General features: G+C 70.2%; 20 protein-coding genes. 5 read left to right on the top strand and 15 right to left on the bottom strand.

Annotated elements, in window-relative coordinates; genetic code table 11:
• Positions 1–97 precede the first annotated feature (97 nt).
• From ABD361_RS19975 to ABD361_RS20025, 11 genes are all read right to left on the bottom strand, one after another.
• The gene (locus ABD361_RS19975; RefSeq protein ID WP_344436740.1) at positions 98–1075 is read right to left on the bottom strand and encodes a protein-L-isoaspartate O-methyltransferase family protein; all 978 of its coding nucleotides are present in this window, start codon (positions 1073–1075) and stop codon (positions 98–100) included.
• A gap of 61 nt (positions 1076–1136) precedes the next feature.
• Complete coding sequence (locus ABD361_RS19980; protein ID WP_344436741.1) at positions 1137–1625, bottom strand: NUDIX hydrolase; 489 nt, start codon at positions 1623–1625, stop codon at positions 1137–1139.
• Positions 1626–2073: 448 nt separating this feature from the next.
• Positions 2074–2541, bottom strand: a complete 468-nt coding sequence (locus ABD361_RS19985; RefSeq protein ID WP_344436742.1) for an NUDIX hydrolase — start codon at positions 2539–2541, stop codon at positions 2074–2076.
• 399 nt (positions 2542–2940) lie between these two features.
• Positions 2941–3456, bottom strand: a complete 516-nt coding sequence (locus tag ABD361_RS19990) for a hypothetical protein (protein WP_344436743.1) — start codon at positions 3454–3456, stop codon at positions 2941–2943.
• Positions 3447–3626 carry a hypothetical protein gene (locus tag ABD361_RS19995; protein WP_344436744.1) on the bottom strand — a complete coding sequence of 60 codons (180 nt, stop codon included), beginning with the start codon at positions 3624–3626 and terminating at the stop codon, positions 3447–3449. The genes ABD361_RS19990 and ABD361_RS19995 overlap by 10 nt, the downstream gene beginning before the upstream one ends.
• The gene (locus ABD361_RS20000; RefSeq protein WP_344436745.1) at positions 3626–4540 is read right to left on the bottom strand and encodes a glycosyltransferase family 2 protein; all 915 of its coding nucleotides are present in this window, start codon (positions 4538–4540) and stop codon (positions 3626–3628) included. The genes ABD361_RS19995 and ABD361_RS20000 overlap by 1 nt, the downstream gene beginning before the upstream one ends.
• The gene (locus ABD361_RS20005) at positions 4537–5340 is read right to left on the bottom strand and encodes an SAM-dependent methyltransferase (protein WP_344436746.1); all 804 of its coding nucleotides are present in this window, start codon (positions 5338–5340) and stop codon (positions 4537–4539) included. The genes ABD361_RS20000 and ABD361_RS20005 overlap by 4 nt, the downstream gene beginning before the upstream one ends.
• A gap of 183 nt (positions 5341–5523) precedes the next feature.
• Entirely contained in the window at positions 5524–5856 is a 333-nt protein-coding gene (locus ABD361_RS20010) for a hypothetical protein (RefSeq protein WP_344436747.1), read from the bottom strand.
• Positions 5853–6617: a TauD/TfdA family dioxygenase gene (locus ABD361_RS20015; RefSeq protein WP_344436748.1), complete on the bottom strand. Its 765-nt coding sequence runs from the start codon at positions 6615–6617 to the stop codon at positions 5853–5855. Before ABD361_RS20015 ends, ABD361_RS20010 begins: the two co-directional genes overlap by 4 nt.
• A complete protein-coding gene (locus tag ABD361_RS20020; protein WP_344436749.1) occupies positions 6614–7366 on the bottom strand; it encodes an ATP-binding protein in 753 nt (250 codons plus the stop codon). The genes ABD361_RS20015 and ABD361_RS20020 overlap by 4 nt, the downstream gene beginning before the upstream one ends.
• Positions 7367–7523: 157 nt before the next feature.
• Entirely contained in the window at positions 7524–7862 is a 339-nt protein-coding gene (locus ABD361_RS20025) for a DUF6415 family natural product biosynthesis protein (protein ID WP_344436750.1), read from the bottom strand.
• Between the two features lie 253 nt (positions 7863–8115).
• Here ABD361_RS20025 and ABD361_RS20030 point away from each other — a divergent pair, with 253 nt between their 5' ends.
• From ABD361_RS20030 to ABD361_RS20050, 5 genes are all read left to right on the top strand, one after another.
• Complete coding sequence (locus ABD361_RS20030; protein ID WP_344436751.1) at positions 8116–8964, top strand: helix-turn-helix domain-containing protein; 849 nt, start codon at positions 8116–8118, stop codon at positions 8962–8964.
• Positions 8934–9152 (top strand): DUF397 domain-containing protein, encoded by a 219-nt coding sequence (locus ABD361_RS20035; RefSeq protein WP_344436752.1) that lies wholly within the window; start codon positions 8934–8936, stop codon positions 9150–9152. Before ABD361_RS20030 ends, ABD361_RS20035 begins: the two co-directional genes overlap by 31 nt.
• A 227-nt stretch (positions 9153–9379) precedes the next feature.
• Entirely contained in the window at positions 9380–9529 is a 150-nt protein-coding gene (locus ABD361_RS20040) for a DUF397 domain-containing protein (RefSeq protein ID WP_425583269.1), read from the top strand.
• A gap of 80 nt (positions 9530–9609) precedes the next feature.
• On the top strand, positions 9610–10281 hold the full coding sequence (locus tag ABD361_RS20045) for a pentapeptide repeat-containing protein (protein ID WP_344436754.1): 672 nt from the start codon (positions 9610–9612) through the stop codon (positions 10279–10281).
• Between the two features lie 229 nt (positions 10282–10510).
• A complete protein-coding gene (locus tag ABD361_RS20050; protein ID WP_344436756.1) occupies positions 10511–11689 on the top strand; it encodes a methyltransferase domain-containing protein in 1179 nt (392 codons plus the stop codon).
• Positions 11690–11732: 43 nt separating this feature from the next.
• Here the strand turns inward: ABD361_RS20050 and ABD361_RS20055 are convergent, their stop codons facing one another.
• From ABD361_RS20055 to ABD361_RS20070, 4 genes are all read right to left on the bottom strand, one after another.
• Positions 11733–12218, bottom strand: coding sequence for an NUDIX domain-containing protein (locus tag ABD361_RS20055; protein ID WP_344436757.1), 486 nt, complete (start codon positions 12216–12218; stop codon positions 11733–11735).
• Positions 12215–12709 (bottom strand): NUDIX domain-containing protein, encoded by a 495-nt coding sequence (locus tag ABD361_RS20060; protein ID WP_344436758.1) that lies wholly within the window; start codon positions 12707–12709, stop codon positions 12215–12217. The genes ABD361_RS20055 and ABD361_RS20060 overlap by 4 nt, the downstream gene beginning before the upstream one ends.
• 74 nt (positions 12710–12783) lie before the next feature.
• Positions 12784–13293: an NUDIX domain-containing protein gene (locus ABD361_RS20065; protein ID WP_344436759.1), complete on the bottom strand. Its 510-nt coding sequence runs from the start codon at positions 13291–13293 to the stop codon at positions 12784–12786.
• A gap of 21 nt (positions 13294–13314) precedes the next feature.
• A complete protein-coding gene (locus tag ABD361_RS20070; RefSeq protein WP_344436760.1) occupies positions 13315–15279 on the bottom strand; it encodes an ABC transporter ATP-binding protein in 1965 nt (654 codons plus the stop codon).
• Positions 15280–15507 lie beyond the last annotated feature (228 nt).

The following is a 15507-nucleotide window of genomic DNA, read 5'->3' on the forward strand; positions in this document are numbered from 1 at the left end:
CAGCTCCACATCCGTCCCTTCCTGAGCCTTCGAGGGCACCCCCTCGTTGGCTCGCCCGTCCCGCACTCAACGGATCAACGAGACTGAAGCACGGGCTTCATGAGACAGATCTGAACCGCGGAAAGAACAGATGAGCCAGCGCCAGCCAGAACCCGCGCGCCCCCTCCGGCGGCGGGGCCAGAGACCCTGCCCGGTGACGGCCGGGCTCGGCGCCGACGCGGTCCTTGTGCCGGTGCAGCGACACCCAGCTGTAGCCGTGCATCGGAACATGCCCCAGCCGCGAGCCGCACACCGACGCCTCCAGACGGCCGCCCGCTTTCCGCACGGTCACCAGGCCGGGCCAGCTGGGGGAGTCGGCCGTCAGATGCGCGAGCAACAGCCCGTCCTCGGCCAGCTGCTCCACCACCTTCACCGGCAGGTACGGCACCGAGAAGGTGAAGGCGATCCGCTCGTACGGGGCCCGCTCCGGGTGGCCGTCGAGCCCGTCGCCGGCCACGACGTCCGCCTCCAGGCCGAGCGCAGCGAGCCGGCGCGCGGCCGCGAAGGCCATCTCGGCGTCGCGCTCAACGGCTGTGACCCGCCCGGCCCCGAGGACGCGGGCGGCCAGGGCCGTCGAGTACCCCGGCCCCGCCCCCAACTCCAGGTAGGACAGGCCGGGACAGAGCCGCAGGTCCTGCAGCATCTGGACCGTCATCGACACCACGCTCGTCTGCGACGTGATGCGGCCGCCCTTCACCCGGCCGCGCACCTGCCCCTCGAGCGCCTCGCCGTTGCGCTGTGCCAGCACTGAGGCACCGCTGTAGATGAGCTCCAGCCACTCCTTCCGGTCCTCGGGGTGCACGCCGTCCAGCAGCTCCAGCACCACCGGCTCGGGATACCCGGCGTCCCGCCGGACGTAGGCGCGTGGCAGCAGCACCTCACGCGGCACCGCCAGCAGCGCCTCCCGCAGCAGCGGGTCGGATAAGACCCCCTGTTCCTCCAGGCGGCGCACCATGGCCTGCCGCGCCTGCGCAGCCTCGGCCTCCTGGGTTACGGCCTCGGCGGGGGAAAGGGGGGACGGGGAAGAGCAGGACACAGCAACCTCCAGCAATGCTCCGCGTGGGTGGTCGACTCAAGTGCCGGTCAGCGCCATGGCCTCACCTGCCCAGGCCCGGCTTGCCGTGGGCTTCGCCGGGGCGGGGGCGCCAGCCCACGTCCGTGTACGGCCAGCCGTTCGCTATGCCCTCCAGCGCCGCGACCGTGTACTCCACCGTGGGATCGGGCAGCGCGTGCAACGGCCACCACCGCCACTGAACGCACCGGTCCGGCTCCATCAACCGTGGCTCGCCGCGCCACCGGTGGACGCGGAAGAACAGCTGCAACCGCGGCACGCCCTCGGGGTCGTCGCCGTCGAGCAGGTGCACGGTGTGAACGAGCTCGAGGTCGGGCTCCATAACGGTGACGCCCAGCTCCTCGCCGGCTTCCCGCACCGCACAGGCCCGCGCGCTTTCCCGCTCCACATGCCCCGCCGGAACATGCCAGACATTCGCCGCGAACAGCGCATCCGGCGGCCGCAGTCCCAACAGGACCCTGCCCTTGTCCTCGAACACCAGATGCGCACCAACAACATTCGGCACAAATGGCACTGAATCTCCTCCCCACGGGAATGGCGCCGCCCGCTGGCTGCGCGCTCGCTGCGACGTGGCGTAGGCCGCTCAGGGGCCGCGCCGACGGCCGCGGCCGCGAGCGCCGCAGCCGGCACGCGGCCACATCCGATTGCTTCGAGGTCCGCCACGACGCGACACCCGCCGTGGCAAGGGAACAGCCGCGCTCGCGCTCCAAGCCGTGCTGGCGCAGCCACAGCGGCAACGCCGGGTAGCCCCGCCGGTCGGCTGTCGGCGTCGGTGACGCTGCGCGAGAACGTGGTGCGCGCGTGACAGATGCCGCAGCGCAGCAGCACGAAGTTCCGGCGGGTCCTGCCCAGCTCGGAACCGGCGCGCTTGGCCTTGCGTGCGAGGTCGGCGAGGCGCTTGCTGCGTGCTCCGCGTAAGGGGTCGGTGGTGCCCATGTCCGCTGTCTTGGTTCGCTTGCTCTTCACGCCGCTGCCCCTTCCGTCGGCCAGCCGTGTTCGGACAGCAGCGCACCGGTGCAGAACTGCTTCAGCACGGCGGCGGTGTAGGGCACGCAGTCCGCCGGCGGCCGCGCGGGATCGGCCCACACCAGCGCGGAGCACTTGTCGGGCTCGCGGATGGAGGGTTGTCCGGTCCAGTGCTGGGTGGTGAACACGATCCCCATGCGGCCTTCGCCTTCGGGGCTGCGGTGGTGGATGGCGTGGCAGAACTCCAGGTCGGCCGGCGCGATCGTGACGCCCACTTCTTCGGTGACCTCACGGCGGGCCCCGGCGGTGACGGGCTCGTGCTCCTCCAGGTGCCCGCCGGGCGGGCACAGCAGCCCGGAGGCGTAGACCTGCCCGGCCCGCCGGAGCAGCAGGACCCGGCCGTCGTCGCGGACCATCAACACCATCACGTCGACGACGAGCCGGTAGCGCGGCGGCTGCTTCACGCACACCTCCCCGGGATTGTCGGAACGGGACGGCAGAGCCCTGTCTGGCTGTGTTCGAATCGCAACCACACCCCCGTGGCATTTGCGGATCGGTTTTCGTGGTGATGCACTACGCCTCCTCGTTGACGAGCGGGTCGGACGAGTGATCGGAAAAACGGCCCCCGGACGGGTGCGGTCACGGCCCCAGAGGGCGTTTCGTCGCGCAGGAATTCGAGCGACCGTCAACCGGCCCGTGATCGCTGGGTGGGCAGGCCACAGGGCGGTGTGCGATTCACCCGGGCGTGACCGCTCACCCGATCCGGGCCTTGCGTTGCTGACGGAAACAACCGGCCGCCACCCTTGACCAATGGTCGCCGGGCAGAAGCGGCGGGTGCTTTGCGGACAGCCGGGTGAACCCCCTCACGAGGAGGGCGTTCCGGCCGCCCGCTTGGTGATCACCTTCGACGACTTCTTCCTCGCGGGCGGCTTTCGCGCGGGAGGAAGGGGACGCCGTCCGCCGAGCACCTTGCAGAGCTGATCGGGGTCGGTCCAGTCGCCGAGTCGGGGAGGGACGACCCATCGCACGTCGCGCGTGCGCGTGCACCCGATGGTCAGCGGGAGCTCGATGACGGTACCCCGCCGCAGCAACCGGACGTCCCGCCCCAGCAGGTCCCACTCGTCGGCAGAGCCGCGGTCGATGATGAACGTCCAGTGGGCGGCGTACGTGGTCGCCAAAACCGGGCCGACCTCGGGCCCGAGTGCTTCCCGCGCCCGCTGTCCGAGCGCGGGCCCGACTCGGATGGCGTCCCAGTGCACCCCGCACCGCACGCGGACCACCCCGGGTATCGACATCACCGGCCGGCCGTGGAACCGAGCGGCCGCCCGTGCCTCTTCGTGGGCCGTGTAGGGATTGATGAATCCGCCCCTCAGTCCCACGGCATCCTCCTGGCGACGATGTCCGGGGCACCCGGCACGGTGCTTCCCGGGATGAGGCGGTCGCGGATGCCGACCTGCCAGGCGCGCCAGATGGCGTGGGTGGCGGTGCGGGCTTGCAGCTTCCCCAGCAGGTACTGGTGGGCGGTGCGCTCCGCGAGGTTTTTGGACATCAGGGCCTCTTCTCGCTCGGGCCGGGAACGGCCGCCGGGTGCCGGCCGGAGGGTGCTGCAGCGCGGGGATGGCGGCTGCCGGGGCGCAGGCGCCCGGCCCACCGGGCGCATCGCTCGGCGGTGACGGCCACGAGCGCCAGCCGGCCGCCGCGCGTGCGCCACCAGCCGGGCGGCAGCACGAGCGGCTCCGGCACGGGAACGTGCGGCCAGCGAGCCGCGGTGGTTGTGCGCCACCATGCCCGCGCCCAGATGACCCCCACCGTCAGGTCACCGGGGAGCAGTTCCCGGGTGACGACCGGCTCGGGGGTGACGTGGACGAGTTCGCCGGCCGCGCGGAGCCGGGCCGCGAGTTCCACCGCGCCGCCGCGAAGGTGGCGGGGGTCGAGCCCGGTGCGATGCACGTCGAAGACCGCCGGCTCGTCCTCTTCGGGACGGGGCATGCCTAGGCAGGCGTCGGCTACCTCCCACGGGGAGGCCGCCTCGGTCACCACCTGCGGCCAGGACGCCGGCGCCAGCAGCGCCGTCAACGCGGGCGGAAGCTCGGCGCCGGACTCCGTGGCCAGCACCACCCGGCCGCTGACCAGAGGTGCGCCGCCGTTTTGCAGGGTGGCGACCATCGTTCGCACCCAGCTCGGATCGGGGGTGAAGCCGGGGTCGGTGATCAGAACGAAGTCGCCAATGGCGTGATGGATGCCGGTGTTGCGTGCGTAGGACAGGCCCACCTGGCGCTCGGGCACCAGGTGCACTGGGACCGGCCAGGGGAACATCGCGCGCGTCAAGGTCGGGGTGTCGTGGTTGTCGACGACGACCACCTGGAGATCCCCGGGGTAGTCCTGTACGGCCAGGGCGCGCATCAGCGGCCGTAGTCCCCAGGCGTTCCTGCGAACGGCCACGACCACGCTCACCGACATCATGCGGCGTCCTCGCTGGTCTTGATCGCGACGATGGCGTGCGCGGCCGAGGCGAGCCGGTCCTGCTTGGTGGGGCTGCGGCCGGGCCAGCACGTTGTCGGCACCATGCCGCCCTCGACCAGCTCCCAGCCGCGCGTTAGGTTGCGGACCTCGCCGCCGCTGCGCAGGTGCACCGGTACACCGGCCTGGGTGCATTCCCAAGCGGCCCGGACGTGACGGGGGTGGAAGTCCCCGGTGGGGTGGGTGATCGACAGGGCGCTGCCCACCGGCAGGGCCCTTTTGAGGTTGTCGATGAGGGGGAAGAGGGGGCCGGGGATCAGGTGTAGGACCTGGTGGAGCAGCACCGCGATCGGCTCACGCGGGTCGAAGACGCGGCGCACCCGGGCGTCGGCCAGGAGATTGCCGGCGGCGAAGTCGGCATGGACGTGCGCGGTGCGCGAGGGCGCCTTGGCCGTCATGAGGGCAGCTGCGTGCGCGACGACGACCTCGTCATGGTCGACGTACACGACGCGCACCGGCCCGTACTCCTGGGCGATCTCGTGGACGTAGGGCTGGTGCGGGTAGCCACATCCGATCTCCAGGAACTGCCGGAAGCCCCGCTCGGCGAGGTAGTCGACTACCTGTTCGCGGTGGCGCAGGTGGGCGTGCGCGGCGGAGCTGGCCAACCGGTTCAGCTGCAGGATGCGCGCCACCAGGGTGCGGTCGGCCGGGTAGTTCTCCTTCCCGCCGAGCAACCGGTCGTGGATGCGCGACGCGGCGGGCTGGGAGAAGTCGGCCGGTGCCAGGCTCAGCGGGCTCGGCATGGGTGGTGGTTGCGAGGGCGGGGTGGGGTTGGGCGGGTAGGTGGGGATCACGATCGCGTACTCCGAAAGAGGAACGTGAGCAAGGGAAAAGGGCCGCCCGGTGGTTCGGGCCCCGCCGAGGGCGGGACTTGGGTCTTCCGGGCGGAGACAGCAGCCGGCCACGCGTGGGGCCGAAGACGGGGATCAGCGCAGAAGCGGCACGAGGACACCAACAGCGCAGGCCGCCGGGGCAAGCACGAGGACCAGAAGCGTGGTGCGAAGGCTGCGGGGCGCCGGTTCGCCGCGATGGCGCCGCCTCGGTCGGGCGTGCCGCCGCCGTCCAGGCCGCACCGTCACCGAGGCCGCCGCGCGGGGCACCGGAGGCGGGCTGAGGACCAGCGGCGTGAGCGAAGCCGGCTCGGCCGGGCCCCGGCGCAGTGCGAGACTGATCCGCCGTAACGTCCCGGTATCCACGACGGACTGGTTGTCGAGCGTGGCCTGGAACGCCTGCCGCTCCTGCCCGAGGTGGTGGTTCACGTCGCCTCCACCCAGGTCGGGAATCCGGCCGGCATCCGGAACGTCGGGTCGCCCTCGGCGCGGTACAGCAGCCGCTCGCCAGCGAAAGTGAGTCGGCCGTGCGCCCACCGCCAGTTGTCCAGCAGGTAGCCCTGCCCCGGCGCGAGGGAGAGCCGTCGACGGGTGCGTTCGACGGCCACCTCCAGGTTCAGCAGGCGCCTTCGCGCGGCCGGGCTCCAGCTGACCCCCCGACCGGAAGGCAGGCGCAGCACGCAGCGGCCGGCTGGTGAGAGCCGGAAGACCGGGGCATAGATGCGGGGCGCGGTGCGCATCGTCGTCCGCCGCGTCAGCGGACCCAGATCACCCGGGCGCCGACGAGCGAGCTCGGACAGCAGGTCCTGGCCGTCGACCAGCAGGGTGTCGCCCCCGGTGTCGGCCGGGCGGGCACACACGACGAGCAGGAGCCTGGGCGGGTGCTTCAGGCGGGCGCCGGCGGTGTGCAGGCGCATCGGAGCCCGGGTGAGGTCCACCGAATCGGCCCGCAGATGGTGCCGGCCGGTGGGCCGGATCTCGTGCAGGCCGTGCGGCTCGTCAACCCTGCTGCGCCGCATGAACCGGTCTGCGAACGATGCGACCGCTCTTGGCGTCGTCAGCCCGTCGACGACCACTAAGCCGTCCTTCTGCAACCGCCGCTGGACGCTGGCGACCAGGTCGGGCTGCCTGAGATTGACCAGGTGGTGAGCGAGCCGGCCGCGTGCCGCGGGCGCCGCGAGTAACGTCACCGGCGTGCTCCCGTGAACGATGCCGGGAGGTACGCCCAGGTGGACCGCCGCCCATCCGGCAGGGTCCGGTAGCCCCATATCGCCAGGGCTTCGACGAGCGCAAGGCCGCGCCCGCATTCCGACCGGTCGTCGGTCGCGTGTCGGACGGCTGGCGCGCTGGGGCCCCCGCCGTCGTCGACCTCGATCAGCAGCTCCCCGCCGCCGAAGGCAAGGTGAAGACCGATCTGTGCTCCACCCTGCGGTTTCGCGTGCTGCAGGGCGTTGGCCAGCAGCTCGCCGGTGATCAGCTCGGCTCGAAAGACCGCCTCGTCATCGAGGCCCCACCGTTCAAGGAGCTTCCTGACCCCCAGTCGTGCGTCACGCACTGCTTCCCTGGAGGGCGCGACTCCCGAGGCGATGAGCCGGTCGGGGGACATGTGGGGGCGCTTGCACAGCGCGGGTGGTCCCGCAGGCCGTGGGCTCTGCCAATCGAATGCCGTCGGCGGACGGGGCGCCGGTTCACTCACCTCGGCCTGGTCGGCGATGTCGGGCTCGCCGCGCTCCACCAAGGCGGAGATGCCGGCGACAAAGCCGCCCTTCCTGCCGAGCTTAGGCAGGTCGCCCTTCCACTGGTCGGCGGTCGTGGTGTGCGGCAGCAGCTCGGTCTTCACCTCGGGGTTGAGGTCCCGGATCAGCTGCTGGACATGGCGGGCCTGAGCGAGGGCTATCGGGGAGGAGCGGGTGGCGATCCGGATGACGTCAACATTCATTGCAGATGTAAGCCTTCCAGGAGAACTTGCAGAATCGAACGGATCGCTTCCGGCCACACGAGGCCGAGCACCACCAGCTCTGCCCCGAGGATCAGCGCAGCGCCGAGGACGGCTTCGACGACCCACCGGGGACGGCCGTAGAAGCACCGGGGGAGCCTCACGTCCGGGGCCTCGCGGGCAGGTAGTGCAGGAGCTCGGCGGTGTCGGCCGCGAGGCGGTTCACCGCAGCGACCGCCGACTTCAGGCCGGGGCCGAGGCCGGCCGCCATGTCCCGGCGCGCCGTCTTGCAGGTACGGACCGCCACGTCGTCCTGACGATGACTGGCGTGGGCCTCGACGGCCGGCAGGAGCTTGCCTATGACCTCGAGCAGGTCGTGCTGGGTCGCCCGCACGTCCTCGTACGGGGGCAGGGGGCCGCCGTACATGCGGTGAGCAGTGCTGATGAGCCGCTGGATCGCTTCTCTGTCGGTCACCGTCGCACCCGGAGCGGTCGTCATCCTCGCTCCTCCTTCGCCCGGTAGGTACCTGGTTCATCGGCCGGAACCGGACACCTCGAAGGGTGGCAAGAAACACCTGGCCGGCGCATGTGTGGCGCGCCGCTGGGAGGGCATCACGGCAGGGGAGTGTCGAACGCGGAGCCGCATCGTCCGGAGCCAGGTTTCCGGTTCCACCCTTGAGCTTCCCACCGTGGGCCTACGATCGACCCCACCAGCGGTTTGACAGATCAACTATCAAATGGGGGGTGCAACGATGCCAGCCCCAAAGCGACTTGACCCGGCTCGGGATCGTGTCGCGAAGTTCGGGGCGTTACTCCGGGAGCTCCGACTCGCCAAGGGCTGGAGCCAGGCCAAGCTCGGCCGCAAGGCCCTGATGTCGAACTCACTCGTCTCCAAGATCGAGACCGGCGACTACGTTGCCACCCGCGAGCAGGCCCGAGGGCTTGATGATGCCCTCGACGCGCGCGGCCGCCTTTGGAAGATGCGCGATGAGCTGGACGACAACCCGGATGCCAAGTGGGTCCAGAAGGCGTTCACGTTCGAAACGAGGGCTGTCGCCTTCCAGCACACGGCGGGCCTGATTCCGGCACAGCTTCAAAACGCGGAGTACACGCGAGAGGTCATCAAGCGGAACCTCCCGTACTACGGAGGTGACCTTGAAGACAAGATCCGTCACCGGGAACGGCGAATGGCGAACTTCCGTAAGCCGAACCCACCCGAGTTCTCCGTCGTGCTGGAGGAAGCGGCGCTGCACACGACCATAGGTGACCAGGGAGTGATGCGGCGCCAGCTGCTCGACCTGATCGAATTATCCCGACAAGCGAACATTGATCTACGTATCCGGCCGTTTGAGGGTGAAGGGTACATCGAGAGCATCGGCGAGATGACGATCATGTACTTCGGGAGCCGCGACCCGGTCGTCTATCGCACAGCTGGTGTACGCGGCCTGCTCATCACCAATCAGCAGATCGTCAGAGATCACATTGGTGTCTATGATCGGCTTCACGCCGATGCGCTCGATCCCGAGGCATCAAGGGCTCTCATCCGCAAGGTAGTTGAGGAGAACTATCCGTGTGCACCATCCGACTTGACCTGTCGATAGCTACCTGGCGTAAGAGCACCTACAGCCAAACGAACGGGAGCTGCATTGAGGTGGCCGAGCAGTTTGCCGACGTGATGCCCGTACGGGACTCCAAGGACCCAGGCCGCACGCCGTTGGTCTTCCCACGCTCTGCCTGGTCCTCGTTCGTGACCGCCCTGGCAGCCAACAACGGGAATCTATCCGCGTGATCTGCTGCGGCTGCTGAAGCCGGCTGTCGGTCGGAGACGAGCAACGCGTCTCCGACCGGTTTGATGATGCGTGCATCAAACGCCCGGGGGCTGGCCGACGCCAGGCCGTGGGGGGAATCTGGACGCCTGCCGTGTCCACCCACGAGGAAGGGGTCCACCGTGCGCGTCCTCCCTGATCGGGCCACCATGCAGTGGCGTAGCAGCAGCCACAGCCAGAACGGCGGGCAGTGCCTCCAAGTGCCAATGCACCCCCCGCCGACGAGATGCACATTCGGGACTCCAAGGACACCAGCCGGACGCCGATCGTCGTCTCGCGCTCGGCCTGGGCCGTATTCGTGACCGCAGTCGCTGTGACGAACGGGAACCTTTCTGCGTGATCAATGGCGGCCCGTGAAGCACGACATCGGCGCAGGCAGCTGTCCGTCTGCACCGCTCGACGGGCGCGGGGGTCGCGGTCGTGCCCACCACCACGACTGGCCCCACAGTCCCCACTGCGCCGAAGCGCCGCCACAGCGCGCCCGCGACCGTCGAGCACGACCTGACCGTGCAGGACGCCCGTTTCACCGGTCTGGACTTCTCCGGCTTCGACCTCTCCGGCGCGGATCTCGACGGCCTCACCCTCGACGAGTGCCTGCTGCACGAGATCAAGCTCGCCCGCGCTACCACGGCCGGCCTTGCCGTCACGGACACCACCTTCCGCAACTGCGACCTCGCCGCCGCGCACCTCGAGGACGCCTCCCTCGGCCGCACCGAGATCGTGCTCACCCGGTTCCTCGGCGCACGGCTCACGGGCGCTCACCTCCGCGACGTCACCGTGCAGCAGTCCCGGGCGGAGATGAGCATCTGGCGGCAGGCCAAGCTCACCCGGTGCGTCTTCGACCGCGTGCCCCTCACCGAAGCCGACTTCGGAAACGCCAAGCTCGACAACGTGCTGTTCCAGCAGTGTGAGCTCGGCCATGCCCAGTTCTCCGGTGCCACGTGCAAGAACGTGGTCTTCGAGGATTGCCGGTTCCCCGGCGGTCTCAACGGTCTGGCCGGCCTGCGGGGCGCGACCGTCCGCAGTGACGGCGCACTCGACGTGGCGCTGCTCTTGGCCGCCGAAGCCGGCATCACCCTCGACCTCGCCTGACCTCGTGTCCTGAAATGCTGCATGCCGTCTTCCAGCGGTCCGGCCGAGCCTCTACCGTGCGCGTCACCGTTGGCAGAAGGGACACACCATGGGGTGGGGCACAGGCAAGGGCGGCTCAGGCGGCGACGGACGGCACTCGGGCAACAAGGACCCTGGCATCGTGAAACCCTCCAAGGACGGCTCACGGCCCGATGACCCGCCGAAGCACAAGAAGCCGGACAAGAAGTAGATGCACCGGGACTCCGCCGAGCAGGCCGCGCTCCATGGCCTGCTCGACTCAATTCGCGCAACGAACGGCCCGATCGCTCCCCACTGGGAGGCAGCGCTGAAGGCCGCGCCCCGGCACCTGTTCCTCCCCAGGACGATCTGGCAGCAAGACGAGGGCGGAACCTACGTCCAGGTCAGCGCCGACTCCGAGCCGGGCCGGTGGCTCGACCTCGCGTACAGCAACGACGCGGTCGTCACGCAAATCAACGACGGGAAGCCCGTGGCGAGCGGCGACGACGTGCTGCCGTCGTCTTCCGCATCCGATCCGAGCATCGTGGTCCGCATGCTCACCATGCTCGACCCGCGTCCGGGCCAGAAGGTCCTGGAGATCGGCACGGGCACCGGATGGAACTGCGGCCTGCTGGCCCACGCCATCGGCGGGCAGAACGTGACCAGCATCGAGGTCGACACCGACGTCGCCGCCCACGCCGCCGATGCCCTCGCGCACGCCGGGTTGAAGCCGCACCTCGTAGTCGCGGACGGCGCGGGGGGCTGGCCACCGCATGCCCCGTACGACCACGTGCTGGCGACCTGCGCGGTGAGCAACGTCCCCTCGGCGTGGCTGGAGCAGACCAGGCCAGGCGGCACGATCCTCGTACCGTGGAACAGCCCGTGGTGCGACTACGGGCTTCTCCACCTCACCGTTCAAGACGATCACACCGCCGAGGGCCGGTTCTCGCCGTACTCGGCCTTCATGCTCATGCGCACCCAGCGCCGAGACATCCGGCTCTTCCGTGACGTCGTCCACGACGAGCACCAGCCGGCCGAGTCCCGGACCACGCTCTCCCCGTGGACCGTCGCCGGCGACGACTACGACGCCCAGTTCGCCATCGGGCTGCGCCTGCCGGACCTGTGGTTCGCCTGGCACCACGACCCCGAGCTGGACGACGTGCAGACACGGCTGTGGGTCGCGACCACCGACACGTCCTCGTGGGCCGCCATCGACTACGACGGCCACCAGGACAACGAGTTCATCGTCTGGCAGCACGGCCCCCGACGGCTGTGGGATGAGATCAAGGACGCCTGGGCCTGGTACGACCAGCGCTCCCGGCCGAACCCCGGCCGCTTCGGCATGACCATCACTCCCGACGGCACGCACCGCGCGTGGCTGGACGAGCCCGGCAACCAGGTACCAGGCTGACCGCCAACTCCTCGGGGCCGGCGCGGCGCGCCGGCCCCGAGGGTCACTTCAGCTCGTCGTCCTCCAGGTAGGCGCAGCCCTCGATCCGGCCGCTGAGCACGTCGACGGCAGCGGTCAGGAGCGACGAGGGCCCATCGCCGATCTCGGCGACGGCCTGGCCCGGCGCCCACCACCGGTAGTCCAGCACCTCGCTCTCCTGCAGCTCGATGTGATCGAACTGCTCACGCCGGACGTGCATGGCGAACACGAAGTGGTGGGAGTCGCGCGGGCGCTGCAGCGGCCCGAACCAGGTCCCGGCCCGAGCCTGCCGGACGACCAGGAGCCGCCCGGCCGTGCCGCGCAGCCCCGTCTCCTCCCGCAGCTCGCGGACCGCCGCCTCCTTCAGCGTCTCGCCGGCCTCGACCCGGCCGCCCGGCAGAGTCCACACCCCCGCACGCCGGTGGAGCAGCAGGAGCACCCGGCCGTCGACCTGCCGAACGACACCCCACGCTCCTGCACCGAAGCGCTGACGGGTCTCTTGATCCGTCACTGGGTCGCCTCCTCCATCTCGAGGTAGACAGCCTGGCCCGTACGGCGCGCCCGGTCCACCGCTGCGAGCCGCCCCCACGCCGAGGGATTGAGAACGTCGGCCCACTGGTCCAGGTCGCGCACCTCCCAGCGCTCGTGCTCGTGCGGGTCGAGCCGGATGGACTGCAGGTCCTTCGGGCTCAGGGTTCCGCCGTCGAAGATGAAGCCGGTCTTCGGCACCGGCCACAGCCCGGCCGGCATGTAGATCGTGGCCAGCAGGCGAGGCCGGCCGGTGAAGACCCGCCCGGTCTCCTCGCGGCATTCCCGCACGGCCGTCTCGAACGGCGTCTCGCCGTGGTCGGTGTCCCCACCGGGGAACTGCCACACGCCCGCGCGGTGCGCCGAGAGCATCTGGAACGGCCGCCTCTCCGTGTCGGTGAAGTACAGCCCCGCGAACATCGCGGCCTTCGGCAACGTCCCCACGTACTCCTCGAGCGGCAACCACTCACTCACCTTGTCCCCTCTCTCCTCGTTGTGGTCCGGGTTCTGCCGCTGCCGACTGCGGCAGGAGCCTGGTTCGGTGACGCTCACGCGCCGGCGGGAGCGTCGAAGACGAGGTATCCGGGCACGCCGGTACGGCGCGCCTCGCGCAGGGCCGGAAGCATCCGCCGATGGGCGGGCGTCGCCAGGTCGATCCACTCGTCCCAGGTCCGGCAGGCGAATGCGTCGTGCTCGTCGGGGGCGAGCTCGACGTTCGCCAGGTCGGGCGCGGAGAGCACTCCGCCGTCGAAGACGGCCATGACGCGCGCACCCGGCCAGTTGGGAATCGGGTGCCAGAACTCCAGCAGCAGCAGGTTCATCGGGCCGTGTGCCTGAAGCCCCGTCTCCTCCTGGGCCTCCCGCTGCGCGGCCGAGCGCAGGTCCTCGCCGTGATCGACCATCCCGCCGGGCAGCTGCCAGGAGTACCCCTCGTAGATCGAGTGCAGCATCAACGGCCGGTCCGCGGTGTCGGTGAACAGCACCCCCGCGCAGCCGGTGAGCGACGGCAACGTCTTGATGTACTCGTCCACCGGCAGGGGCATCTGCCTCTTCCCCACGTTGTCCCTCCCTGCTGATCGTCATTTCTTCTGGGTCGGCACCTTCGCGCCCGGCTCGGAGGAGGTGTCGTACTGGGACGCCTGCAGCTCGTACAGCTCCCGGTAGTGCCCGTCCTTGTGGGCCATCAGCTCCCGGTGGGACCCAGACTCCAGCAACCGGCCCTCGTGGAGGACGTAGATCACATCCGCGGAGGCGGTGGCCGCGAGGCGATGGGTGATGAGCACGACGGTGGTGACGCCGTCGTCGGTCAGCGACCGAAGCGACTCGAACATGTCTGCCTCGGCGCGAGCGTCTAGCGCGGCGGTCGGCTCGTCCACGATGACCAGGTGCCTTTGCCGGTACAGCACTCGCGCGGCCCCGACGCGTTGCCACTGGCCCCCGGAGAGCCGCACGCCGCGTTCGAATCCCTTCACCGCGATCGAGTCGTACTGGTGGGGCAGCTCCTCGATGACGTTGTGGACGTCCGCGCGCTCGGCGGCCGCGACGACTGCGTCACGGTGCATCGGCCGGTCCCCGTCGCCAATGTGGATGTTGGCCCCGACCGTCATCGGCCAGCTGGCGACGGTCTGGGAGAGCATCGCGACCTTGTCGAAGACCGACTCGCGGTCGACGTCACGCACATCGAGGCCGTTGTAGGTGATGGTGCCGTGCGTGGGCAGGTACAGGCCGGCCACCAGCCCGGCGAGCGTGGACTTCCCCGAGCCGTTCTCGCCGACGAGGGCCACCACCTTGCCCTTGGGGATCGTCAGCGACACCTCGCGCAGCGCGTACCGCTCCGCGTTCGGGTAGCGGAAGGAGACATCCTCAAGGACGACTTCGACCCCGGGGCCTTCCACCGCAGCGCCGTCGGTGGGGATGGCGTGCCGCGCGCCGAGCTTGACGGCGTTGTTCATGTCGGCGAGGTACAGCGATTCCTCGCACATGCGGTTGAGCTGGTGGACGACCTGGTTCAGGTAGCCGGTGGCCGAGCGGATCGCGAGGACGGCCGTTCCGGCCGCGGCGAGCGGCAGGCCGCCGGCGACGAGGAGCCACCACAGCACGCCGTAGGCGACGATGCGCGCCGTGCCGGACATGGCGGCCGCCACGATCTCGGTGCCGGCCTCCGCACCGGCCAGGCGGGACTTCTCCCGGGCCGCGGTCTCACCCATGTCCTTCTGCGCGCGCAGCAGGAGCCGGCCTGCGCCGTGCACCCGCAGCTCCGGGGTGACCTCGGCCCGGGTGAGGGGGTAGATGATCTGGTCCACGGCGCGGCGGTGGTCGTTCCACACATGCCGGGAGGCGTAGGCGCGGCGCATGACGACGACGGCGCCCCACCAGCGCGGTGCGGCGATCAGCAGCAGCGCGAGAACGAGGAGCGGGTGGAGGGCGGCCAGGACGACGGCGGCCGCGCCCAGGCTCATCAGGCCGCTGGTGACCCACACGGAGCTGTCGAGCATCTGCCGGACGGAGTCGGTGCCGTACCGGCCCAGGGTGAGCTGGCGTTGGATGTCCTTGTCCTCCATGGCCGCCAGCTCGACGCGGGCGAGCATGCCGTAGTACGTCGTCGCGCAGGACAGTTCGATGCGGGGGTAGAGGTATCCCTCGACCTTCACGATCAGGCAGCCCAGGAGCACCTCTGCGGCCGAGGATGCCCCGGCCAGCAGCAGCGATGGCAGCGCTTGTTGCAGTTTCTCGGGGGTCGGGCCGTCGGCGAACAAGTGGACGAGGACCTGGTTGGTGGCCACGAGGAGGAAGGCGGTCATCGCGCCGGAGGCCAGCTGTGCGGCCAGGAGCAGCGCGAGCGCGCGGCGGTCCTCGCGCCAGGCGATGCGCGCGATCATCCGGAGCATGGAGGGGAACTGCTTGGCCATGGACCAGAACGACATCCGCGTCAGCGGGTCCTCGTAGATGGCCCATGCCTTGTCGTGGCGCAGGGTGCCGCTGAAGAGGAGCCTCTCGCTCTCGGAGATCGGGTGCTGGGGTGTGCGGGGTTTTCGGGCCTTCAACGGCACCTCCGGGGCCAGGGGTGGGCGCGCAACGGCTGGACCCCTGGCCGGTCGGGTGGGATCGGCCAGGGGTCCGGGGCACTCATGTCGGATGGCTGCCGGCTCTCAGGCGACCGAGGGGCCAGCAGCAGCAACGGCCATGGCGGCTCCTCCCGTTACCGTCACGCGAATGGGACGTTGTGCATCCTTCCGGGCACGGTCCGTGATCGGAAGGGGTTTCGGTTTTCC

Source organism: Streptomyces luteosporeus, assembly GCF_039532865.1.
GTDB classification, from domain to species: domain Bacteria; phylum Actinomycetota; class Actinomycetes; order Streptomycetales; family Streptomycetaceae; genus Streptomyces; species Streptomyces luteosporeus.